The organism is Streptomyces sp. NPDC002888, assembly GCF_042888465.1.
Classification (GTDB): domain Bacteria; phylum Actinomycetota; class Actinomycetes; order Streptomycetales; family Streptomycetaceae; genus Streptomyces.
The window spans coordinates 210,241-231,406 of the sequence record NZ_JBIAPU010000017.1 but is presented as its reverse complement, the minus strand read 5'-3'; the positions used below and the strand labels follow the sequence as shown (position 1 = coordinate 231,406).

At 70.7% G+C, this 21,166-nt stretch carries 24 protein-coding genes and 1 pseudogene; 7 read left to right on the top strand and 18 right to left on the bottom strand.

Annotated elements, in window-relative coordinates:
• Positions 1-61: 61 nt before the first annotated feature.
• Positions 62-817, bottom strand: a complete 756-nt coding sequence (locus tag ACFYWX_RS27310) for an SDR family NAD(P)-dependent oxidoreductase (protein ID WP_389426743.1) — start codon at positions 815-817, stop codon at positions 62-64.
• 57 nt (positions 818-874) lie between these two features.
• Complete coding sequence (locus ACFYWX_RS27305) at positions 875-1,645, bottom strand: SDR family NAD(P)-dependent oxidoreductase (RefSeq protein WP_389426742.1); 771 nt, start codon at positions 1,643-1,645, stop codon at positions 875-877.
• Between the two features lie 160 nt (positions 1,646-1,805).
• On the opposite strand from ACFYWX_RS27305, the gene ACFYWX_RS27300 reads away from it, so the two are divergent.
• Entirely contained in the window at positions 1,806-2,672 is an 867-nt protein-coding gene (locus ACFYWX_RS27300) for a helix-turn-helix transcriptional regulator (protein ID WP_389426741.1), read from the top strand.
• 182 nt (positions 2,673-2,854) lie between these two features.
• On the opposite strand, the gene ACFYWX_RS27295 is transcribed toward ACFYWX_RS27300, so the two are convergent.
• Entirely contained in the window at positions 2,855-3,304 is a 450-nt protein-coding gene (locus ACFYWX_RS27295; protein WP_389426740.1) for a carboxymuconolactone decarboxylase family protein, read from the bottom strand.
• 83 nt (positions 3,305-3,387) lie between these two features.
• On the opposite strand from ACFYWX_RS27295, the gene ACFYWX_RS27290 reads away from it, so the two are divergent.
• Complete coding sequence (locus ACFYWX_RS27290; RefSeq protein WP_389426739.1) at positions 3,388-4,266, top strand: sigma-70 family RNA polymerase sigma factor; 879 nt, start codon at positions 3,388-3,390, stop codon at positions 4,264-4,266.
• A 176-nt stretch (positions 4,267-4,442) separates the two neighbouring features.
• Here the strand turns inward: ACFYWX_RS27290 and ACFYWX_RS27285 are convergent, their stop codons facing one another.
• A complete protein-coding gene (locus tag ACFYWX_RS27285; protein ID WP_389426738.1) occupies positions 4,443-5,162 on the bottom strand; it encodes an SDR family NAD(P)-dependent oxidoreductase in 720 nt (239 codons plus the stop codon).
• 92 nt (positions 5,163-5,254) lie between these two features.
• On the opposite strand from ACFYWX_RS27285, the gene ACFYWX_RS27280 reads away from it, so the two are divergent.
• Entirely contained in the window at positions 5,255-5,806 is a 552-nt protein-coding gene (locus ACFYWX_RS27280; protein WP_389426759.1) for a MarR family winged helix-turn-helix transcriptional regulator, read from the top strand.
• 211 nt (positions 5,807-6,017) lie between these two features.
• On the opposite strand, the pseudogene ACFYWX_RS27275 reads toward ACFYWX_RS27280, so the two are convergent.
• Positions 6,018-6,161: pseudogene (locus ACFYWX_RS27275) on the bottom strand (LuxR C-terminal-related transcriptional regulator); the annotation flags it as partial.
• Between the two features lie 68 nt (positions 6,162-6,229).
• Here ACFYWX_RS27275 and ACFYWX_RS27270 point away from each other — a divergent pair.
• The 3 genes from ACFYWX_RS27270 (at position 6,230) to ACFYWX_RS27260 (ending at position 9,180) form a co-directional block, all read left to right on the top strand.
• A complete protein-coding gene (locus ACFYWX_RS27270; protein ID WP_389426737.1) occupies positions 6,230-7,633 on the top strand; it encodes an FtsX-like permease family protein in 1,404 nt (467 codons plus the stop codon).
• A gap of 423 nt (positions 7,634-8,056) precedes the next feature.
• Positions 8,057-8,329 carry a hypothetical protein gene (locus ACFYWX_RS27265; RefSeq protein WP_389426736.1) on the top strand — a complete coding sequence of 91 codons (273 nt, stop codon included), beginning with the start codon at positions 8,057-8,059 and terminating at the stop codon, positions 8,327-8,329.
• A 365-nt stretch (positions 8,330-8,694) separates the two neighbouring features.
• Positions 8,695-9,180 (top strand): DUF6234 family protein, encoded by a 486-nt coding sequence (locus ACFYWX_RS27260; protein ID WP_389426735.1) that lies wholly within the window; start codon positions 8,695-8,697, stop codon positions 9,178-9,180.
• Between the two features lie 322 nt (positions 9,181-9,502).
• On the opposite strand, the gene ACFYWX_RS27255 is transcribed toward ACFYWX_RS27260, so the two are convergent.
• The 3 genes from ACFYWX_RS27255 to ACFYWX_RS27245 form a co-directional block, all read right to left on the bottom strand.
• Positions 9,503-9,739, bottom strand: coding sequence for a hypothetical protein (locus ACFYWX_RS27255; protein WP_389426734.1), 237 nt, complete (start codon positions 9,737-9,739; stop codon positions 9,503-9,505).
• A gap of 230 nt (positions 9,740-9,969) precedes the next feature.
• Positions 9,970-10,494 carry a toxin-antitoxin system, toxin component gene (locus tag ACFYWX_RS27250; protein WP_389426758.1) on the bottom strand — a complete coding sequence of 175 codons (525 nt, stop codon included), beginning with the start codon at positions 10,492-10,494 and terminating at the stop codon, positions 9,970-9,972.
• A 32-nt stretch (positions 10,495-10,526) separates the two neighbouring features.
• A complete protein-coding gene (locus tag ACFYWX_RS27245; protein ID WP_389426733.1) occupies positions 10,527-11,183 on the bottom strand; it encodes a helix-turn-helix domain-containing protein in 657 nt (218 codons plus the stop codon).
• A 229-nt stretch (positions 11,184-11,412) separates the two neighbouring features.
• Between ACFYWX_RS27245 and ACFYWX_RS27240 the strand changes: the two genes are divergently transcribed.
• Positions 11,413-12,084 (top strand): hypothetical protein, encoded by a 672-nt coding sequence (locus ACFYWX_RS27240; RefSeq protein ID WP_389426732.1) that lies wholly within the window; start codon positions 11,413-11,415, stop codon positions 12,082-12,084.
• Between the two features lie 17 nt (positions 12,085-12,101).
• On the opposite strand, the gene ACFYWX_RS27235 is transcribed toward ACFYWX_RS27240, so the two are convergent.
• From ACFYWX_RS27235 to ACFYWX_RS27190, 10 genes are all read right to left on the bottom strand, one after another.
• On the bottom strand, positions 12,102-12,938 hold the full coding sequence (locus tag ACFYWX_RS27235; protein WP_389426731.1) for an ABC transporter ATP-binding protein: 837 nt from the start codon (positions 12,936-12,938) through the stop codon (positions 12,102-12,104).
• Positions 12,939-12,951: 13 nt separating this feature from the next.
• Complete coding sequence (locus ACFYWX_RS27230) at positions 12,952-13,740, bottom strand: ABC transporter permease (protein WP_389426730.1); 789 nt, start codon at positions 13,738-13,740, stop codon at positions 12,952-12,954.
• The gene (locus tag ACFYWX_RS27225; protein WP_389426729.1) at positions 13,737-14,510 is read right to left on the bottom strand and encodes an ABC transporter permease; all 774 of its coding nucleotides are present in this window, start codon (positions 14,508-14,510) and stop codon (positions 13,737-13,739) included. The genes ACFYWX_RS27230 and ACFYWX_RS27225 overlap by 4 nt, the downstream gene beginning before the upstream one ends.
• On the bottom strand, positions 14,507-15,478 hold the full coding sequence (locus tag ACFYWX_RS27220; RefSeq protein ID WP_389426728.1) for an ABC transporter substrate-binding protein: 972 nt from the start codon (positions 15,476-15,478) through the stop codon (positions 14,507-14,509). The genes ACFYWX_RS27225 and ACFYWX_RS27220 overlap by 4 nt, the downstream gene beginning before the upstream one ends.
• 113 nt (positions 15,479-15,591) lie before the next feature.
• Entirely contained in the window at positions 15,592-16,527 is a 936-nt protein-coding gene (locus tag ACFYWX_RS27215) for a PDR/VanB family oxidoreductase (RefSeq protein ID WP_389426727.1), read from the bottom strand.
• Positions 16,524-16,739 (bottom strand): hypothetical protein, encoded by a 216-nt coding sequence (locus ACFYWX_RS27210; protein WP_389426726.1) that lies wholly within the window; start codon positions 16,737-16,739, stop codon positions 16,524-16,526. Before ACFYWX_RS27210 ends, ACFYWX_RS27215 begins: the two co-directional genes overlap by 4 nt.
• Complete coding sequence (locus ACFYWX_RS27205) at positions 16,736-17,803, bottom strand: Rieske 2Fe-2S domain-containing protein (RefSeq protein WP_389426725.1); 1,068 nt, start codon at positions 17,801-17,803, stop codon at positions 16,736-16,738. Before ACFYWX_RS27205 ends, ACFYWX_RS27210 begins: the two co-directional genes overlap by 4 nt.
• Before the next feature lie 138 nt (positions 17,804-17,941).
• Positions 17,942-19,012 carry a 2,3-diaminopropionate biosynthesis protein SbnA gene (gene sbnA, locus ACFYWX_RS27200; protein WP_389426724.1) on the bottom strand — a complete coding sequence of 357 codons (1,071 nt, stop codon included), beginning with the start codon at positions 19,010-19,012 and terminating at the stop codon, positions 17,942-17,944.
• Positions 19,013-19,066: 54 nt separating this feature from the next.
• A complete protein-coding gene (sbnB, locus tag ACFYWX_RS27195; protein ID WP_389426723.1) occupies positions 19,067-20,137 on the bottom strand; it encodes a 2,3-diaminopropionate biosynthesis protein SbnB in 1,071 nt (356 codons plus the stop codon).
• Positions 20,134-21,141: a TauD/TfdA family dioxygenase gene (locus tag ACFYWX_RS27190; protein ID WP_389426722.1), complete on the bottom strand. Its 1,008-nt coding sequence runs from the start codon at positions 21,139-21,141 to the stop codon at positions 20,134-20,136. The genes sbnB and ACFYWX_RS27190 overlap by 4 nt, the downstream gene beginning before the upstream one ends.
• Positions 21,142-21,166 lie beyond the last annotated feature (25 nt).

The window sequence follows — 21,166 nt, the reverse complement described above, 5'->3', positions numbered from 1 at the left end:
CCGCGTCCGCCGGCACCCCGCGGGGGGCTCTCGCGCCCAGCGCTGCGAGGGAGCCGGTGGGTCAGTGTGCGGTGAGCCCGCCGTCGACGACGAACTCCGCCCCGGTGACGAACGAGGACTCGTCGCAGGCCAGGAACAGCATCGTGGGGGCGATCTCCTCGGGGCGGCCGGCGCGCCGCATCGGGGTCCGTAGGATGTCGGACTGCTGGTCCCCCTCCTCGTCGAGGATCTCCTGGATCATGGGAGTGGCGATGACCCCCGGGTGCACGGAGTTCACGCGCACCCCCCGAGTCGCGTACTCCACCGCGGCGGTCTTGGTCAGCAGGCGTACCGCTCCCTTGGACGCCTGGTACGCGGCGGCGGCCCCGCTGCCGATCAGCCCCAGGACGGACGAGGTGTTGACCACCGAGCCGTTGCCGCTGGCGCGCAGCAGCGGCATGGCCGTCTTCATGCCCAGCCAGGTGCCTGTCTGGTTGACCGCGATCACCCGGTCCCACGCCTGCGGATCGGTGTCCTCGACGCCGGGCCAGTCCACGATGCCCGCGATGTTCACCAGCACGTCCAGCCCCCCGAAGCGCTGCTCGACCTGGGCGACGGCCTCGCTCCACTGCTGTGCCGACGACACGTCCAGGCCGATGCCCATTGCCTCGGCGCCACCGCTCTCCAGCCGTGCCGCGAGGTCCGCCGCAGCGCCGGCGGAGGCATCGGTGACCATGAGACGTGCTCCTTCGCGGGCGAACAGCTCCGCCGTGGCCCGCCCGATGCCGCCCGTCGCGCCCGTGATCAGCGCTGTCTTTCCTGTCAGGCGTCCCGCCATGGTGGTAATCCCCTCGATTCCCTGTCTGGTGCTGGTGTGTTCGGTCTCCCGACCGGATCAGAGCGCGGTGAAGCCGCCGTCGGCGGCGACCACCGCTCCCGTGACGAAGCTGGAGCGCGGTGACGCGAGAAAGCAAAGGACCTCGGCGATCTCCGCGGGCTGTGCCACCCGGCCCAGGGGCTGTGCGTCGGCGAAGGACGCCAGGTACGCGCGGCTGTCGGAGCGGAACGTGTCGAGGAAGTCGGTCTCGATCACGCCCGCGGCGACGAGGTTGGCGCGGATTCCCAGGGGCCCGCCCTCGACGGCGAGCACCTTGGTCAGCTGCGCCAGTGCGCCCTTGGACGCGCTGTAGGCGGCGCCCTCGGGCAGGGCGACGGTGCACGTGTAGGAGCCGGTGCTGACGATGGCTCCGCCGCCGCGGGCCCTCATGGCCCGGAAGGCCTCGCGGGCGAAGAAGAAGGAGCCGCGGGCGTTGACCGCCATCACCGCGTCCCAGTCCTCGGCGGTGGTGTCGGTGACGGGCTTGTTCAAGGTACGCCCGGCGTTGTTCACCAGGATGTCCAGCCCGCCGAAGGCGTCGACGGCCCGCTGCACGGCCCGGGCGGCGGTCTCCTCCCGCGTCACGTCACCGGTCACCGGCAGGACGCCGGGAATCTCGTCCGGCAGGGTCTCGGTCTCCGGGCGCACGTCGACGGCGACTACATGGGCGCCGCGGGCGTTCAGGAGCGCCACCGTCTCCCTGCCCACGCCCCGCGCGCCCCCTGTGACGACGGCGACCTTCCCGGCGAACTCGGCGGCCTGCCGGTCGTCTCCGGCGATCCCGGGCATGGCGGGCTCCTCTCCTCGGTACTTCTCGATCAGCGCGCTTCCTTCGCGTTGGTCGCGCCCCACCGAGGATGGGCGGGCAGGCGGCCATCGCCCAGGGTGCGCTCTGCCTGGGTGCGGCACACCCAGGCAGAGCGCCGGGGCACCCGCCTACCCTGTACGCATGCCTGAACGCACGGCCGACAACCACCTGGGCGACTTCCTCCGCGCATGCCGCGCCGACCTGGGGCCGGAGGACGTCGGCATGGCGACCTACGGGACCCGCAAGGTCGCCGGACTGCGCCGCGAGGAGGTCGCCGTCCTGAGCGGAGTGAACACCGACTACTACGCCCGCCTGGAACAGGGGCGCGAGCGCAACCCCTCGCCCCAGGTGCTCGACGCCCTCACCCGCGCGCTGCGGCTCGGCGACGACGCCCGCGCGCACCTGTACCGACTGGCCGGGGCCGCACCGGGCGACCAGCTCGCCGCGCACACCGCCGAGCGGGTCAGTCCCGCACTGCGCCAACTGATGGACGGCTACCCGAACACCCCCGCGTTCGTCCTCGACCGGACCCTGGACATCCTCGCCACCAACGCCCTGGCCGACGCCCTCTACGCCCCGTTCGACCCGGCGGACAACCTGGCGCGCATGACGTTCCTCGACCCCGCGGGCCGGCACTTCTACACGGACTGGGACCGGGCGGCTCAGGCCACCGTCGCCAACCTGCGCCACGCGGCGGGCTTCGACCCGAACGCCCCGCGGCTGCGCGCGCTGGTCCGCACCCTCACCGAGCACAGCGCCACGTTCACCCGGCTCTGGAACGCCCACACCGTGCGCGGCAAGACGCAGGACGCCAAACATCTGCGCCACCCGGACGTCGGTCCCCTCACCCTCACCTACCAGGCCTTCGACGTACGCGACGCGCCCGGCCAGCAACTCGTCGTCTACCACGCCGAACCGGGCAGCCCCAGCGCCCAGGCCCTGGGCCTGCTCGGCTCCCTCCACGCCACCCGGCGCCGGCCCGAGCCCCGCCCCCGGAGCTCGCCCTGACCGGCACCAGCGGTCACCGCCCCCGGAACTGGCCCCCCCTTGCGGCGCGCCTCCGCCGGACTGGGCGGCCCGGCCTTGTCGCTGGACGGGGGTGAGCGCGGGGTGGAGCCCGACAGTGACCACCGTGGCGGTCGGTCGGCCGGCGGTACTCCGTCGGTGGCCGCTTGGCGCGGCGGTGGTGCTCACCAGGTCTTGCCGGCCTGCTCCCGGGTCGTGCGGTTGATCCGGTTGAAGAAGTTGGTCATCGCGATCTCCAGGATGATCGCGCTCAGCTGCTCCTCGCTGAAGTGGTCGGCGGCGGCGTCCCAGATCTCGTCGGTCACGCCCGGTGCGCCGTCCTGGAGCCGGGTGGCGGCCTCGGTCAGGGCGAGGGCCGCCCGCTCCTCCTCGGTGTAGAAGGGCGTCTCGCGCCACGCGACCACGTTGTGCAGCCGCTCGTCCGTCTCACCGGCCTTCCGCGCCGACTCGGTCGAGGCGAAAACGCACGGGCTGCAGCCGTTGATCTGACTGGTACGCAGATGGACCAGCGACAGCAGGTGCTTGTCCACGCCCCCGGCGTGAATCGCCTTGTAGAGGTGCTGGATCGCTGTGATCACGTCGGGGCTCGCCGGGCCGTTCATACGTGCCTGCATCGGTGTTGCTCCTTCATCGGTTACCTGAGCCCCTTCGGGCCCGTCATCACCCACGACGGAGCAGCGCCGAGGAAGGTAACAACATGTCCGACAACAGTCCGGCGGACCCGATGGCCGAGGTGTTCGAGGCCCAGCGTGACCGGCTGCGCGCGGTCGCCCACCGCATGCTCGGATCGCACGCCGACGCCGAGGACGTGGTCCAGGAGGCCTGGCTGCGCCTGTCCCGCCAGGACGCGGCGACCATCCACAACCTCGCCGGCTGGCTGACCACGGTGGTCGGCCGGATCAGCCTCGATGTCCTGCGATCGCGCCGGGCCCGCCCGGAGGTGTCCTACGACGACCGCCTGTCCGAGCTCGTGGTGACGCTCGACGACGGTCCTGATCCCCAGGACGACGCAGTGCTCGCCGACTCGGTCGGGCTCGCGCTGCTCGTCGTCCTGGAGTCGCTACGGCCGAGCGAGCGGCTGGCGTTCGTGCTGCACGACCTGTTCGCGGTGCCGTTCGACGAGATCGGCCAGATCCTCGGCAAGTCCACCGCCGCCACCAAGATGCTCGCCAGCCGCGCCCGCAGGAAGGTGCAGGCGATCGAGCGGACGAACGGCGTCGGACGGGAGCGGCGAGAGGTGGTCCAGGCCTTCCTGGCGGCGGCTCGCCGCGGCGACTTCGAGGAGTTGCTGCGGGTACTGGACCCCGAGGTGAAACTGACCGTCGACACCCCGTCCGGCGCGGTCGTCACCCTCGGCGCCTCCAAGGTCGCAGCCGGCGCGCAACTGTCCGCCAGGGCAGCCGCAGAGGGGCGGGCGGTGCTCGTCAACGGCCTCCCAGGGATCATCTCCTGGCGCGAGGACGGCACTCCGCTCTCGGTCGTCGCGTTCAGCGTCGTCGACGGCCGGATCACCGACATCACGGTCGTGATCGACCCGGCCAAGCTCGCGCTGATGGACCTGCCGGATACGGCGTGAGTCCGTGCCGGGGCAGGTGGCCGCCAAGGGCCAAAGTGTTGCCGCCCGCCGGTACGTTCCGGGGCACCGCCGATGTCGGTGCCCCGGAGGGGGACGTCCCTTGCGCATGCGGGCACGGTTCCACGTGCCGGTTTCATGCGCGTTGGGGCGTCGCGAAGCCACCACCGGCGGTACGGCTATCGGGTTTTGCGGGCGCCGCCGTTGATGTTCAGGACCTGGCCCGTGATGTGGCGGGCGGCTGGAGAGGCGAGGAAGGCGACCGCGCCGGCGATGTCGGCCGGGGTGCCGGGGCGGCCGGTGGCGGTAGCGGCTATCAGGGTGGCGCGGCGTTCGTCGGAGAGCTGGTCGCGGAAGAACTCGGTGTCGGTGATGTAGCCCGGCGAAACCACGTTGGCGGTGATGTCGCGGGGTCCGAGGAGGTCGGCAAGGCTCAAGTTCCAGGTGGCGAGGCCCGCCTTGGACGCGCCGTACGAGTCGGCTCCCTGGTCGGCCGCGATGGAGCCGATGTGTACCACCGCGCCACCCGGGGCGAGGCGGTCGTCGAGGGCCTTGGTGGTGAGGACGGCGCTGACGAGGTTCGCGTCGAGATTGGCGCGGAAGTCGCGGGCGTAGGCGGCGAGATCGGTCTTGCCGTCGGCGTCGAAGACGATGTTGCCGCCCGCGTTGTTGACCAGTACGTCGACCCGCTCGGGAAGTTCGGCCACGAGCCGCAGGAGGGCCTCCGGGTCGGTGTGGTCGCAGGTCAGGGGACGGACGCCGGTTTCAGCCGCGAGCTCGTCAAGGGGGCCGGGGCGACGGCCGGTGACGATGACGGTGTCGTTCTGGTCGGCGAAGTGACGGGCGATGGCGCGGCCGATGCCCGTGCCGCCGCCGGTGACCAGGATGGTGCGTGACATACGATGAACTCCTAGATTCAGGTCTAAATTTAGGTCTAAACGTAACACTGGAGAGGGCCGGCATGGCAAGTGAACCCCTCACGCCGAAGGGCATGAGCTACCCGACGGACGGCGCGTCCACCTACCCCGTGCAGGACATCGCGGCCGCCTGGGAGCGCGAGCGGCCCGGCACGCCCGTCGCGTCGATCGGGATCGTCACGCCCATCTGGCGGCTGGCGAAGCTGCTCGGCGACGACCGGCGTCGGGTCCTCACGCGGGCCGGGGTCGATGCCGCGACCCTCGACCTGCTGAGTGTTCTGCGGCGGAGCGGCAAGCCGTACACGCTGAGCACACGCGAACTCGGCCGGCGGTCACTGGTCACCGCGGGCGCCATCTCGCAGCGCGTCGCCCGCGCCGAAAGCGACGGGCTCGTCACCCGCCGGCCCGGGGAAGGGCGGCCGCGCACGGTCCTGGTCTCCCTGACCCAGGCCGGGCACGACCTGATCGAGACCACTGTCGACCAGGTTCTGGGCCGGGAGGCCGAGCTGATCGGCGGCCTGACGGGCGAGCAGCAGCACCAGCTCACCGAACTGCTGCGGGTACTGCTCCAGGATGTCCAGCACCGGCTCGGCGACGACCGTATCTCCCAAGTCGGCGACGAGTGACAGGCGTACTGCAGGGCGGCCCGTGCCTCCGGGCGGCACCCGGCGCTGTCTCGTGCTGGACGAAGCCACCACTCATACGGCCTCGGGGCTCAGGCGCAGCGGACCCTGATCCGGGACCTGATCCGGTCCATGGCCGGCCGGACGGCACTGGTGGTGGCGCACCGACATATGTCGTTGCACCGGGCGCAGTTCGACGAACCCCAGCCGGGCCCTAACGCCGCAGGTAGGCCAGGACCGCGAGCACTCGCCGGTGGTCCGCGTCGCTGGAGTGCAGCTCCAGCTTGTCGAAGATGTTCCCGATGTGTTTCGACACGGCGGCCTGACTGACCGACAGCAGCTGGGCGACGGCTGAGTTTCTCTCTCGTCCTCAACTCCTGCCGGTCGCGCCTGGGACAGTACGCGGGTTCGCTGCTCGTTGTGGTCATGGCGTCCGCGTTCTTCACGGCGCTCGCCACGATCGTGGACCGTGTCAAGCGGGCCGGGCTCGGGCACGGGCCGGTGCAGACCGCCGAGTCCCTGACGGGCCTGGTCGGCAGCACCTCCGGGCTGACGGCCCTGCTGCTGGTCGGCAACACCCTGTCGCTCGTCGTCCACCAGCGTCGACGCGAGATCGGCGTACTGCGCACGATCGGGGCGACGCCGGCCCAGATACGGACCGAGATCGTCGCGGAGACCTTGGTGATCGCGCTGGCGGGCGGTGTCGCGGGGGCCGTCGCCGGCAGCGCCTGCGCCGGCCCCGCCCTGCGCTGGCTCATCGCCAACAAGGTCTTCCCGCCCGGCCCCGAGGCGGGGTTCTCCCCGCAGGGCTTCGCCGTCGGCGTGCTGAGCACCGCGGCGGTCACCGTACTCGCCGCACTCGCCGCGGTGTACCGGCCCACACGCACGTCCGCGCTCGCCGGCCTGCGCGAGGCGGAGATCGAGCGCCGCGCCATGCCGGTCGGCCGCCTGGTCACGGCCGTGCTCACCCTGGCCCTCGCCGGGGCCGTCTGGCAGCGCTACGAGCACAAGGCCGGTGCGAGCCACGCCGTCAACGGCGCCATGGGGCTGTGTCTGTTTTTGCTCCTGTCGGCCTGGCTGCTGGCTCCGCTCCTGGTACGCCCGCTGGTCGTGCCGGGTGCACTGCCGGGGCTCCTCCTCTCCCGTTACTCCGGGCACCTGGCAGCCGTGAACAGCGTGCACGCGGTACGGCGGGTGGCGGCCATGTCCGGTCCCCTGCTCATCGCGGTGGGGCTCAGCGCGGCGCTGTTGTGCAGTGGCGCGGCGTCGGACGCGATCACAAAGAGCCGGGTCGCCAAGGACACGTCCGTCACCACAGCCTCTCCGGCACCGTCTCCGGCCACGTCGTCCACGGGCACGTCGCCAAAGTCAGGGCAAGTGGAGGACGGCAGCCTCGACGTCGCCGCCCTTCGCGAACAACAGCGTCGGAACGAGGTGGGAACGCGCGTGCTGATGGCGCCGCTGATCGTCTTCTCGGCCGTCGGCATCCTCAACTCCCTGCTCCTGGCAACCCGGCAACGCCGTGGAGAGTTCGCCGTACTGCGGCTGACCGGCGCCACCGGGGCGCAGATGCTACGCATCCTCTTCTGGGAGTCGGTGGTGGTCGTGGTCGGCGGTGTTCTCACCGCGGGCGCTGTGCTGGGCGTCTTCCTGTCGGTGCTGTCGCGACGGCTGGCACCGTACGGTGTGGACTCCGGCTCCATCGTGCCCGGGGAGTCGCTGGCCCAAGTCGTCCTGTTCTGCGCCACGTTGGGCCTGCTCGGCGTACTCGTACCGGGCGCCCTGGCGCTGCGCGTACGCGCGGTGCGGGCGGCGCGGGCCCGGGGTTGAGCAAGGACGACTGTGGGCCGGTCATCCACGTCGTCCCGGAGGCGGTTCCACAGCAAGGTCATTCCGGCATGCTCGTACAGCCCGCGAGATGCCTGATTCGCCGCTGATGGGTGGGGGTAATACTCGTTTTCCGATTCCAAGCACGGCACCCACGCCCCCGCCGGAGGTCGAGCATGCTTCACCGACACCGTGGCTGCGGCTCTGTCTAAGCTGATGCGCGTGGATGTGACGGGGTGTCTTGGGTGCGACCTTCTCGCTGGGCGCAGGGAGCTGCCTGGAGGCGTCCTGCACGAGACCGGGGCATGGGTGGTGAACCACGTCGTCGGTCCGATGAATCTCGGCACCTTGATCATCGGTCCACGGGAGCATGTAGTGGCTGTCGCTGAGCTTGACGACACAGCGATGGCGGAACTCGGTCCTCTGTTGCGCGATACCGCTCGTGTCGTGGAGACGCTGTGCCGACCCGAGCAGACCTACGTATGTCTGTGGTCGCACGGCCGCGACGGGCGCAAGCACCTGCACATCGCGGTCCAGCCCGTGACCGCCGAGGTGAGGGCCCGCTACGGCGGGCTGCGCTCAGAGCAGCTCCAAGCCCGGATGCTGGCGGACGGTGACGAGCCGAATCCCGCGGACGTCGAAGAGTTCTGCGTACGGGCCCGTGAGCTGTTCCGAGCGGTCTCTGGCAGCGCCGGATAACCGCGGCTGATCATCGGCGCCAGGCCCACGTCACGGTCGCGCAGATGCGCATCGTGTCCTCCACGCACTCGCAACAGGCGGTCGGAGGAGGCTCATCGGGTCGAACTCAACGCGGCCGCCCGGCCACCCCGTGCCCGACCCTGCTCTGCTTCCGAGGCAGGCCGGCAAACCCGGTGGCGACAGGTGCCGGGCCCTCCAGCAGAGACCGGGACGCCAACGTCGTCTCCTGTCCCCTGGCGCCGGGTCCAGAGCTGAGTACGCGTACTCATGCGCATCACCACCAGGCTCGACACCCTTCAGCCGTGACGAACACCCTTCCAGCGCCGAAACGCCGGCGCCCCTGGTCGCACCGAACACGCCGGGGCGTGGACCTTGCCCTCGCGATCCCGCTGTTCCTGCTGGAGACCGCGTGGCTCGTGCTGGACTGGATGTTCGGCCACGGCTTGGAGGTATGGGCAGCGCAGGGCGACCAGGCCCGGATCGACGCGGCCGAGCTCGCTCACATCGGTCGGGTGCGGGTGCTGCTGGTCGCCGTACTCATCTTGGCAGTTCTCGCCGGAATCTTCCGTGCCCGCTGGACCGTGATCGCACACCTGCTGGTGGCTCTCCTCGCCGGCGGGGTGCTGACGGTCGTGCGGCACCAGTGGGATCACCACCACGCCCCGCCCCCGGGTGCATCCGCTACAGCGCAAATTGCTGAGAGCGCCGGGCGCGGCTCGGGCCCGGTGTTGGCTGTTGTAGTTACTCACGGACGGCGAACTCGCAGACCACGCCACCATCGGCCGGTCCCCCGGCGGACTGTCCACAAAGATGCGTGTGCCAGGCCCTGGTGCCGGCCGACAAAGCAGTAACCCACCGCCCACCGGTGTCGTCGTCGACGGCTTGAGTCGCCGAGCCCATGCTTCCACGACTCACCGAAGTCGCCATTCGCCTCAATGTGTTCAAGGATCACGCGGCGCTTGCCCCGCCGCTCGGGGTCGGCGGCCCGGGATCCACGAAACCAGCGGCCTGCCCGGACCACCGTGCCCAGGACAGGGCCGCGTCAGCGCCAGGTCTGGTTGCTGAAACATGGAGGTCTTTCCCCTCTGTTCGTGTTGCTGCTCTTGGACCACCCGCCGTCCGCCCTGCGGGCCCGCGCCGCGGTGTGTGCGGCACGGGCACGCAGGTCTGGCTTCACGCCTCCGGGCACCAGTCCTGCAACAGCCGGAAGAACGCCTCCTCGTTGCCCGTGAGGCCCGCGTCCTGAAGAGCCCGCTCCGCCTCGGCGAGGACCGTGGGCGGGACGACGGGTGGTCGCGGGCAGTCCGGCGGGGCGGACGCGTCGTCGAAAGCGGCCCGCACGGTGTGCAGCAGTCGCAGGTAGGCCTGTACGGCGGTGCGCTCACGGTCGGTCAGTACGGCAGTGCGCATCGGTCGCCTCTCCCCGTGTCGTCTCCCACGCGCCCGAGGGCGCGTACGCCCCCGTACGGCGGCGCACCCCCAGCTTGCCTTCCACCACTGACAATCGGGTCCCGCTCCACATCCGTTCGCCCACTCAGCGGAGGTCGAACCTCTCCGAAGCACCCGCTCGACCTGGGGGTTACGCGCCTCACCCCCACGGCTGTGGCGAGAGGCGCGGCCCACCGGCGAACAAGCCCCGGCTACAGCCCCACGTACCCCAACGAGGCCTCGATCCGCCCCGCCAGATCGTCCCTCTGCACCGGCCCCCGCAACGACGACCCCGCCAGCCACCCCCTGCACTTGCTGGCGAGCAGCAGGCCGAAGCTCTCGGCCTCCTGTTCGTCGGCGAGGTCGAAGTGGGTGCGGGCGGCGACCTTGAGGACGGTGGGGCCGAGGTCGGCGCCGTCTTCAAGGAGGCGGGCCGCGACCCTGGCGCCCTCGATGCGGTGGCCGCAGTGGCCGGCCTTCATGTGCCACAGTTCGTGGCCGAGGATCACCAACTGATGGTCGGGTGCGGTGCGTTCCTCGACGACGACGAGGTCCTGGTCGGCCATGTCGACCCACAGCCCGCTGGCGGTGCCGGGCGGGAAGGCGGCCGTACGGAAGTGGACGGGGCGGCCGCGGCGCCGGCTCATCGCGTCGCACAGCGCGGCGTACAGGTCGGCGGGCGGAGCCGGGGCCGGGACGGTCAGCTCCGAGACCAGCTCGCCGCACAGACGCCGCATTTCCCTACCCATGCCCACAGTCCTCCCCAGGCTCACGACTCGGGCCGCTTGACGCTCTCCAGGAGCATGTCCAGCCACTCGGCGACCTTGTCGCGGTGCTGGTCGGTGGGCAGTTGCGCGGCCCGCCAGGCGATTTGGCGCACGCCGTGGTCCTGCAGCAGTCGCTCCAGGGGGTCCGCGGCGGCCGCGGCCGCCGCCCGCTCCCGGTCGGCGAGTTTCTGCAGCAGCTCCTGCTCGGTGCGCTGGAGGGCGCCCGCGAGCGCCTCGGGGTCCTCGGCGGTGAGGAAACCGGCGTGCACGCGGAAGAAGCGCTGGAGTGCGTCGCAGTGCTCCATGGTGGGCCGGCGGTCGCCGTTGAGGAGGGCGCCGGCCTGCTGCCGGGACATGCCCGCGCCGTCGGCGATCTCCTGCTGGGTGTACTTGCGCCCGTTGGGTTTGAGCCGGGTGCGGCGCAGCAGGTCGAGGCGTTGCAGGAAGCGGGCCTGAACGTCCGGCTCGCCCTCGGGCCGGCCGCTCAGCAGCGCCTTGACCACGGACTCGGGCACACCGCAGGCGACGGACAGCCGACGGGTGTCGAAGACCTCCGCGTGCGGGACGCCGAGCCGGTCCGCGAGTGCCGCGACACGGGCGACGACGGCGGACAGCGAAACCGTCGCCGTGGCGCCCGGTACCTCGTAGCCATCCGTCACCGACAGGTCTCCTACGTCTCTCCCAGCCCCCTCACGGGCACGGACGTGCGCCGTGAACTGCCGGGAGACTAGCGGGTGGTTCGAACTCACATCCAGGTCTCGCCACAACTGTGGCCAATTTCAGCCGTCAACGGGCGTGGAATGCCACGATAGTTGACACGACTCGCGTCCCGGCATCAGGATCGGGGCGCCGCGTAAGGCCGCATCAGGCAAGAGGGGTGACCTCCCGATGGCATATCAGGCAGGAGGGCAGCGGCCGGCACCGCGGCCCGTCCCCGAGAAGCTCGAAGCCCAGGCGTATCTCCAGGACTACGCCGCGCTTGTGGAAGCCGTCCCCTTCCCTTCCGTCGTGCTCGACCACCGCTGGGACGTCGTACTGGCCAACACCGCTTTCGCGTCACTCTTCGGCGGGGTGGGCCCGCACCCGACGGCCATGCCGGGCGACAACTTCCTGAGGTTCGTGCTGTTCCACCCGGACGCGGCCACGGTCCTCGGCGACCACGAGCCGAGCTGGTGCCTGCCGATGCTGGCGCACTTCGCGGCCGCCGTGGAGCGACACGGCCACGACCACGGACTCCAGGCGATCCGCCGGGAGATCGCCCAGGACCCGATCATGGAGGCCGCCTACCGGCACGGCCTGCCGCACTGGATCCGCGCGGTCGGCGAGGGGGCCGTGGAACCGGACGGCGCGGTCCGTCCCGTGCTGCACCCCGACCCGCGCTGGGGCGCCACCGACTGCCGCATCGTCGACGAGACCCCGAGAGCCCTGCGGGAGATGGACTACACGCGGCTGACCATGGTCCTGCGCGAGTCCCGCAGGCCCGCGCCCGCGCCGCGCCGACCGCGCCGGGTCCGCCGGACCGCGGGTCACCTCAGCGTGGTTCCCGCCCCCGAGGCCTGACCGGGCACCGTCGGCGTTCAGGTCGCCGACGGCGCCTGGTCGGCGGGGGCGCCCGTACCCGTCTTCTCCGTGCCGGCTGTCCGCTTCGCCGCCTGGATCTGCTGGTACACCCGGGTCCGCAGCTCGGCGAAACGCGGGGCCACGCGCGTGGTCAACTGATCGCGTTCGACGGGGAGATCGACCTCCAGCTGCTCCTGCACGACGGTCGGGGAGGCGGACAGGACGACCACCCGCTCACCGAGGTAGACCGCCTCGTCGATGTCATGGGTGACGAACAGGATCGTGATCCCGCGCTCCCGCCACAGCCCCCGGACGAGGTCCTCCAGATCGGCGCGGGTCTGCGCGTCCACCGCCGCGAACGGCTCGTCCATCAGCAGCACGTCGGGCTCGTACGCCAACGCCCGTGCGATCGCGACACGTTGCTGCATCCCGCCCGAGAGCTGCCACGGATAGGCCCCGGCGGCGTCCGCCAGGCCGACGGAGCGCAGGGCCTCGTCGACCAGTCCGCGCCGTCGCGACCGCCCCAAGCCCTTCTGCCTCAGCGGGAGTTCGACGTTCTCGCCCACCCGCATCCAGGGGAACAGGCTGCGCCCGTACTCCTGGAACACGAACGCCATTCCCGGCGGCGGACCGGTCACCCTGCGCCCCTGGAGGAGCACGTCGCCCGCCGTCGGCGGGAGCAGACCGCCCACGCACTTCAACAGGGTCGTCTTGCCACAGCCCGACGGGCCGACGAGACAGACGAGTTCACCGGCGCCCACGGTGAAGGTCAGGTCGCGCACCGCCTCCACGCGCCGCCCGGACCCCTCGTACACCTTCTTCAGGCCGCGCACCTCAAGCATCCCGTCCCCCATCAGCCCCGCCCCTTCACGAGCGCCCCCCGGGCCGCCGGCCGGCGGCGCGCAGACCGTGGTACCAGCCGAGCATCCGCCGCTCGAACAGCTGGAAGAGGACCGAGAGGAGGAAGCCCAGCAGGCCGAGCACCAGGATCCCGGTCCACATCTCGGGGACGGCGAAGCCCCGCTGGAACTGCACGACGGTGAAGCCGAGACCGTTGCCGGCGGCGAACATCTCGCTGATGACCATCAGGATGATCCCGACCGACAGCGCCTGCCGCAGCCCCGCGAAGACCTGCGGGCCCGCCGACGGCAGGACCACCTTCCGCAGCCGTGCGAGGCCCGTCACCCCGTAGGAGCGGGCCGTCTCCGCCATCACCGGGTCCACCGCCCGTACGCCCTCGACCGTGTTGAGCAGGACCGGCCACACACAACCGCTCGCGATCACCACGACCTTCATGGTGTCGCCGATGCCCGCGAACAGCATGATGACCGGGACCAGGACGGGCGGCGGCACCGCGCGCAGGAACTCCAGGACCGGTTCGCACACCGCGCGCACCCCCCGGTACGAGCCGATGACCGTGCCCAGCGCGACCCCGACCACGGCCGCCGTGACGTAGCCACCCGTCAGCCGCAGCAGGCTCGGCACCACGTCCGCGCGCAGTCGGTCGGACGTCCAGACGTCCGGGAAGGCATCCAGGACGGTCCGCAGGGGCGGCCAGTACGGGTTCGTGCTGTCCGCGGACGCCAGCCACCAGACCGCCACGAGCACGGCCGGCAGGGCGAGGGCGTACAGCAGCCGCACGAGGGCACGGCTCACACCGTCACCTCCCCGCGCACCGACTGGTGCCAGGCCAGCGCCCGCCGCTCCACCGCCCGGGCGCCCATGTTGACCAGCAGTCCGAGCAGCCCGGTCACCACGATCAGCGCGTACATCTCGGGCACCGCCTGCGAGGTCTGCGCGACGGCGATGCGCGCGCCCAACCCCGGTGCCCCGATGACGAGTTCGGCGGTGATGGCGAGGATCAGCGCGACGGCCGCGGCCAAGCGGACACCGGTCATGACGTACGGCAGCGCGGTCGGCCACAGCACGTACCGGATCCGCGCCCAGGTGCCGAGGCCGTACGACCGCGCCGTCTCCTCCGCGACCGGGTCGACGTCCCGCACGCCGTACAGGACCTGGATCAGCACCTGCCAGAAGGAGGCGTAGACGACCAGCAGGAGCACCGAGCGCAGTTGCGTGCCGTACAGCAGCACCGCGAGCGGGATCAGGGCGACCGAGGGGATCGGGCGCAGGAACTCGATGGTGGACGCGGTGAGTTCGCGCAGCAGGGGCACGACCGAGATCACGACCCCGGCGAGGATCCCGGCCGTCACCGCGATGGACAGCCCCAGCGCCCAGCCGGTGAGGGTGTCCCCGAGCGCGGTCCAGAACGCCGGGTCGCCGAGCTCGGTGAGGAGCGCGTCGGCGACGCGGGCGGCCGGCGGGAAGTAGTTCTCGTCGACGATGCCGAGGCGCGGGACGGCCTCGCACAGCGCGAGGAAGCCCGCGAGCCCGGCCGCACCCAGGACGGCACCCGAGCCCCTCACGGCAGCAGCTTGTCCAGGTCCGGACTCTGCTTGAACAGGCCGTCCTGTTGCGCAAGTCGGGCGAGCCGCTCGATGGAGGCGCGGTCCGGTTCGGCGGGCCAGCGGGGCAGGGTGAGCCGGCCCAGCAGGGTGTCGGGGATCTTCGTGTACGTGGTGAGGATCTCGCGGACCTCGTCCGGGTGGCTGTCGGCGTACTTGAGGGACTCGATGGTCGCCTCCTGGAACCTCTTCACCAACTCGGGGTTCTTCTGGGCGTATTGCTGCGAGGTGAAGTACATCGCGACGGTCAGGTCCGGCGACACGTCGAAGAAGTTGGACGCGATGGATTTGCCGCCCGCGGCCTTGACGGTGGCGAGCGCGGGCTCGGGGGTGCATGCGGCGTCGACCTGTCCGCCGGCGAGCGCGGCCGGCATCTGGTCGAAGGGCATCTCGACGAACTCGACCTTCGAGGCGTCGCCGCCGTCCTTGCGGACCGACTCCCTGATGGAGGTGTCGCAGATGTTGTTGAGCGTGTTGACCGCGACCTTCTTGCCCGCCAACTGCTTGGGGGACGTGAGGGGGCTGCCCTTCTTCACGGTGATGCCCGCGAAGTCGGCGCCGTCCTCGGCCGTGGAGGCGACGCCGTTCGCCACCGCCTTGACGGGCAGCTTCTTGGACTGGGCGACCAGCAGGGAGGTCGTGTTGCTGAAGCCGAACTGGAACTGGCCGGAGACGACGCCGGGCACGATCGCCGCCCCGCCCTGGGCGGGGATCAGCTGCAGCTTGAGGCCGCGCTTGGCGTAGAAGCCCTGTTTCTGGCCCAGGTAGACGGGCGCGACATCCAGGATGGGGATGACGCCGACCTTCAGTGTGGTGGTGCCGCCCGACGCGGCGCCCGCGTCCGACGCGCCGGAGCCGTCGGACGAGCCGCAGGCCGCCGTGCCGAGTAACAAGAAGCCGGCCGCGAGACCGGTGAACAGACGACGCATGGCTCCCCCTGTGCAGACAACGACGTTCCGACAGGCTGTGCGCATCTCGCACAGTAGTGCTCACCGGTACTCAGCGGGAAGCCGTGCGCCGTGCTGCGACCCGTCTCGAGGGTTCACAGATCCAGCACGAGCCGCTTCCCCCGGCACCGGGACACGCAGATCATCATGGTCTCGCCGGTCTCCCGCTCCTCGTCCGTCAGCACGGAGTCCCGGTGGTCCGGGGCGCCTTCGAGGACGTCCGTCTCGCAGGTGCCGCAGGTGCCCTCGGTGCAGGAGAACAGCACCTCGACGCCGGCGGCGCGCACGGTGTCGAGCACGGAGACGCCGGGCGGGACGGTGAGCGTGCGGCCGCTCTGCGCGAGCTCGACCTCGAACTCGGCGTCCTCGCCGGTCTGTTGCTCCTTGGGCTGGAACCGCTCGATGTGCAGGGCCCCGGCCGGGCACCGTTCCTCCACCGCGTCGAGCAGGGCGCCGGGCCCGCAGCAGTAGACGAGGGTGCCGTCGGACAGGGCGTCGAGCACCGAGGGGAGGTCCAGCAGACCGGTCTCGTCCTGCGGGGCGACGGTGACCCGGTCCCCGTAGCGCTCCAACTCCTGGGTGAACGCCATGGATTCGCGCGTACGGCCGCCGTAGAGCAGGCTGAACTCGGCGCCCGCCGCCTCCGCGGCCGCCAGCATCGGCAGGATCGGGGTGATGCCGATGCCGCCCGCCACGAAGCGGTAGCGGGGAGCGGACCGCAGGGCGAAGTGGTTGCGCGGGCCGCGCACACGTACCTTGTCGCCCTGCCCCAACTGCCCGTGCACGTACGCCGATCCGCCCCGCCCGTCCGGCTCACGCAGCACCGCGATCCGCCAGGCGTCCCGGTCGGCGGGGTCGCCGCACAGCGAGTACTGCCGCTCCAGGTCCGGGCCCAGGACGACGTCGATGTGGGCGCCCGGCTCCCAGGCCGGGAGCGGTTCGCCCAGCGGGTGGCGCAGAGTGAGGGCGAGCACGCCGTCCGCCGCGAACTCCCTGCGGTCGACGACGAGTTCGGCTTCGTAGACGGTCATGAGCTGTTTCCTCGCGGCTCGTGTCCTGCCGGCTCGTGCGCTGGCGGCTCGTGTCCTTGCGGTTCGTGTCCTTGTGGGTGGGCGAGCATCCACTCCCACATCTCGACGGGGTCCTGCGAGGTGTGCTCGCGGCCGCAGTGGCAGGTGCCGTGCAGGATGTCCGTGCCCGGCAGCCAGTCGATGCGGTAGATCTCGCCGGTCGGGCTGGTCACAGGACCTTCTCCACGGGCTTGTCGCCCTCCTCGACCAGCCGGGCGAGGATACGGCGGGCGGCGAGGCCGCCGGTGTCGATGTTGATGCTCAGCTCCTGGTAGCCGGTGCGCTCGGTACCGAGCGTCTCCTGCAGCAGGTTGAGTGCGTCGACGTCCTGCATGACGACGGTGTGGTTGTTGCCCCGCAGGAACTCCGTGACCTCGTCGTCGTCCGTCGCCCAGTCCCGGGAGACCATCCAGAAGTCGTACACCTTGCCGTCGGCGGACGGCGTGATCGCGTACGTGATCTCGGTGTGGAAGCCGTTCGGGTCGCTGCCGTCCGCCTCGGGCAGCACGCCGACGGGGGCGATGCGGCTGTGCAGCAGATAGAGGCACGGCGCGTGGTACTCGATGTCCTGCCACCGCGTGATCCGGCCCTCGATGCCGGTGGAGCGGGCGTAGAACGGCGGGCACTCGGCGTCGTCCATGTGCCGGCTCACCCGCACGATCCCCGCGCCCTCGTCCACCTCGGTGGTGATCGGCGTCTCGGCGACCTCGGGCGTCCCGATGTAGCCGCCGTGCAGGTACGTCTCGTGGGACAGGTCGAGGAGGTTGTCGACGAGGAGCCCGTAGTCGGCGTCGATCGGCTCCATGCCGCGGACGGTGGTCCAGCCGGGGGAGTCGAGGTGACGGGCCCGCCGGATCGTCAGCGGGTCGGCGAGTGCCGGGTCGCCGATCCACACCCACACCAGGGAGTCCTGCTCGACCACCGGGTAGGAGGCGACGCGTGCGGTGCGCGGGACGCGTTTCTGCCCCGGCACGTACACACACGTCCCCGTCGTGTCGTACGTGAAGCCGTGATAGCCGCACACGATCCGGTCGCCGTCGAGCCGGCTCTCGGACAGCGGGAACCGGCGGTGCACACAGCGGTCGTGCAGGGCGACGGGCGTCCCGTCCTCCTCGGTCCGGTAGAAGACGAGCGGCTCACCGAGGATGGTCCGTCCGAGCAGTTCCTCGCGCCCGACCTCGTGGCTGTAGGCGGCGACGTACCACTGGTTCCTGGCGAAGGCGGTCATGTGCGGCATGGATGCGGCTCCCGTCTCTCTTGATGCTCGCATCGTGCGGGAGCGCTTCGCAGGGCCGCAATGCTTCTTCCGTCTCACGGAAGGGGCCGGTAAATCGCCTGTTTGGAGCGGCAGTTAGGGTGCCGGCAGGGCACCTCGTCAGTGCCGGCGGTGCTGCCCTCCGCCGCCGTCGCCGGTCTGCGGGGGGTATGGCGGGTGGCTCCCTCGGCGCGTTGGAACGGGGCCGGCCGCCCAGGAATCGTCAGCCGTTTCGTCGGAGTCGAGCATGCCTTCGCCGTAAAGATCCTGCAGCCAGTTGGACTGGTAAATGGTGTCGAGATAGCGCTCTCCGAGGTCCGGGGCGATGGCCACCGCGGTGAGTTCACGCGTGTCGTGGTCGGCCAGCCAACGCATCGCGCCGCTGACGACCGTGCCGGTGGAGCCGCCGAACAGGAATCCGCGTCTGGCCAGACGATGGCAGGCACGGATGGTGTCCGTCTCCTCGACGTGTATCACCTCGTCCACGTAGGACTCGTCGAGCAGCGGCGGACGTATGCTCATGCCGAGACCGGGAATCATGCGGCGGCCCGGCGCATCACCGAAGATCACCGATCCGACGCTGTCCACCGCGACGATCCGCACCGGCCGGTGCCACTGGCGGAAGTAGCGTGCGCAGCCCATCAGGGTCCCGGTGGTGCCGGCGCCGACGAACAGTACGTCCAGGCGCGGGAAGCGCTGGGCGATCTCCGGCGCCGTCGTGCGGTAGTGCGCCTTCCAGTTGCCCGGATTGGTGTACTGGCTGAGCCACACGTACCGCTCGTCGGAATCGCACAGCGCGCGGACGTAGTCGATCCGCGCGCCCAGGAAGCCGCCGTTGGCGTCCAGGTCGGCGATGGTGTGCACCCTGCTGCCCAATGCCTCCATCAGGAGTCTGGTCGACAGGTTGCAGCGGGAGTCCGTGACGCACAGGAACCGGTAGCCCTTGCTCGCCGCGATCATGCTCAGGGCTACGCCGAGGTTGCCGGACGAGGACTCGACCAGGATCGACTCCGGTGTGAGGACCCCCTCCCGCTCGGCGGTCTCCACCATCTCGGTCGCGGCCTTCAGCTTGATCGAGCCGGCGAAGTTGAAGCCCTCGCACTTCAGGAACAGGGAGCGCCCGAGGATGGGCCGAAGGTCTACATAAAGCTGTGTTTCGTTGAAGGCATGGGGAGCGGATATGACGGGCACGACGGCCTCCTCCTCAACTGCGGCAGGACTTTCGGAACGTCCCTCCGGCCGTGGTCACCCGTACCGGCGCAGTTCGTGGAAGAAGTCGTCGACGACGTGCAGCTCTCCGGAGCGGACCACCTCGTCGTAGACGTACTTGCCGACCGCGAGGTCGAGCACCCCGAGGCCGAACGGCGAGAACACCACCGGCCGCCCCGACGGCACCGTCACCCGTCCGGCCATCACGTCGTCCAACGTGCCCTGCAGGAAGTCCCGGTTGCCCGTGAGCTGCTCGGCCAGGTGCGGCGAGGTGTTGGCCTGCAGACAGTGCTCGACGTCATCGACGATGTTGGCCGAGGCGAGAACGATCTCGGGCGAGAGGTCGCGCAGTGACACGTGCAGGACCAATGGATTGTGGGAGAACCATGCAGGGTCGCTGACGTGCGGCTCACCGGCGACGGTGGCGAAGACCACCAGGTCACTGCAGCGGATCAGCTCCTCGGCGCTGTCGTGCACCGTGATCCGGCCCGTGGTGCCCGACTGCTCCAGGTAGCGGCGGAACCCGGTCGCGCTGTCGGCGGACAGGTCGTGCACGCCGATCTCGTCGAACGACCAGCCGCTGCCGGCCAGGAACGTGTGGATGTAGCGGGCGATCAAGCCCGTCCCGAAGAATCCGACACGCGTGGGCCGTGGCCGGTCCCGGCTGAGCCGGTCCGCGGCCGACGCCGCCGACGCGGCCGTCCTGGTGGCACTGATGATGGAACTCTCCAGGCAGGCGAACGGGTAGCCGGTGTCCTGGTCGTTGAGGATCAGCACGGCGGACGCCCTGGGAATGCCGGCCTGTACGTTCTCCGGGAAGCTGGAGATCCACTTCAGACCGTCCACCCGTACGTGCCCGCCGACCGAGGCCGGCAGCGCGATGATCCGGGAGGATGGGCGGTCGGGGAAACGCAGGAAGTACGACGGCGGGTTCACCGAGTCACCGGCGCCGTGCACCCGGTAGGTGGCCTCGACCAACTCGACGATCTGCTTCTCGCGCCCCTGCAGCACCTGCTGGACCTGGGCACCGGAGATCACCGCGAAGGGTCGCACGGCGTGCGGCTCGGTGGTCGCGGACGCCGTCACGGCGGTGGGGTCAGTGGTCATCGGGCGGTCACCTCGGCGGTCGGCGAGCAGGAGGACAGTCGCACCGGGTCGGCCATCGCGACGAGCACGTCGCGTGATCCCTCGAAGGCCTCCCGGCTGTGCGCGGTGCGTATGTTGTCGACGAGCATCAGGTCGCCGGCCTGCCACGGCTCGCGGGCGGTGTTGGCCTCGTAGACCTTGTTGAGCAGCTGCACGACGTCCTCGCCGATCTGGTCGCCGCCTCCGAAACGGGTGTTGAACGGCAGCCCGTCGGCGCCGTAGACCTCGACGAGGTACTCGCGGACCTCGGGGGCCAACGTCCACTCGTTGAGGAACGAGATCTGGTTGAACCAGCAGCGTCGGCCGGTGATCGGATGGCGCACCACGGCGCTGCGGCGCTGCCTGGTGCGCAGGGTTCCGTCGGGCTGCCATTCGAAGTCGATGGCGTTGGCACGGCAGTACCTCTCGACGGCGCCCCGGTCGTCGGTGCCGAACGCCTCGGTCACGGACGATCCGATCTCGTCGTTGTAGCTGCGGGTGAGCAGCCAGCCCTCCCGCTCGAACCGCTCGGTCAACCCGGTGGGCAGATCCTCGAGCACCGTCGCCGCGTCGGCCACTCCGGTCGCCCCGCCCTCGGTGGGCGCGGTGAGGCAGGCGAACAGCATCAGGCCGGGGAACTCCAGCGTGTAGCTCAGTTCGTGGTGCATGCACATCGGCTGGTTGGCCGGCCACTGCGCGGAGGAGTACACCCCGTCGGCGTAGGTCCGCCGGGGCGCGAAGGCCTCGCGCTCCGTCATCAGCCCGGTGCTCAGCCGTTCGAAGACGGCACCGGTCCCGGCCACGTCGCGCAGCCCGACGCCGCGGACCACGACGCAGCCATGCTCGGCGACGACGGCGCGCAGAGCGTCCCGGTGCTCGGCCGCCCAGCTCGGCGCGTCGCCGGGGGCCTCGGCCCGAAGTATCGGCGGTCGGCCGGGTTGCAAGTCGACGTCGTCGAGCAGTGACGCCGGGGGGATGGAGGACATCGCGATTTCCTTTCGGTGTGCGGCT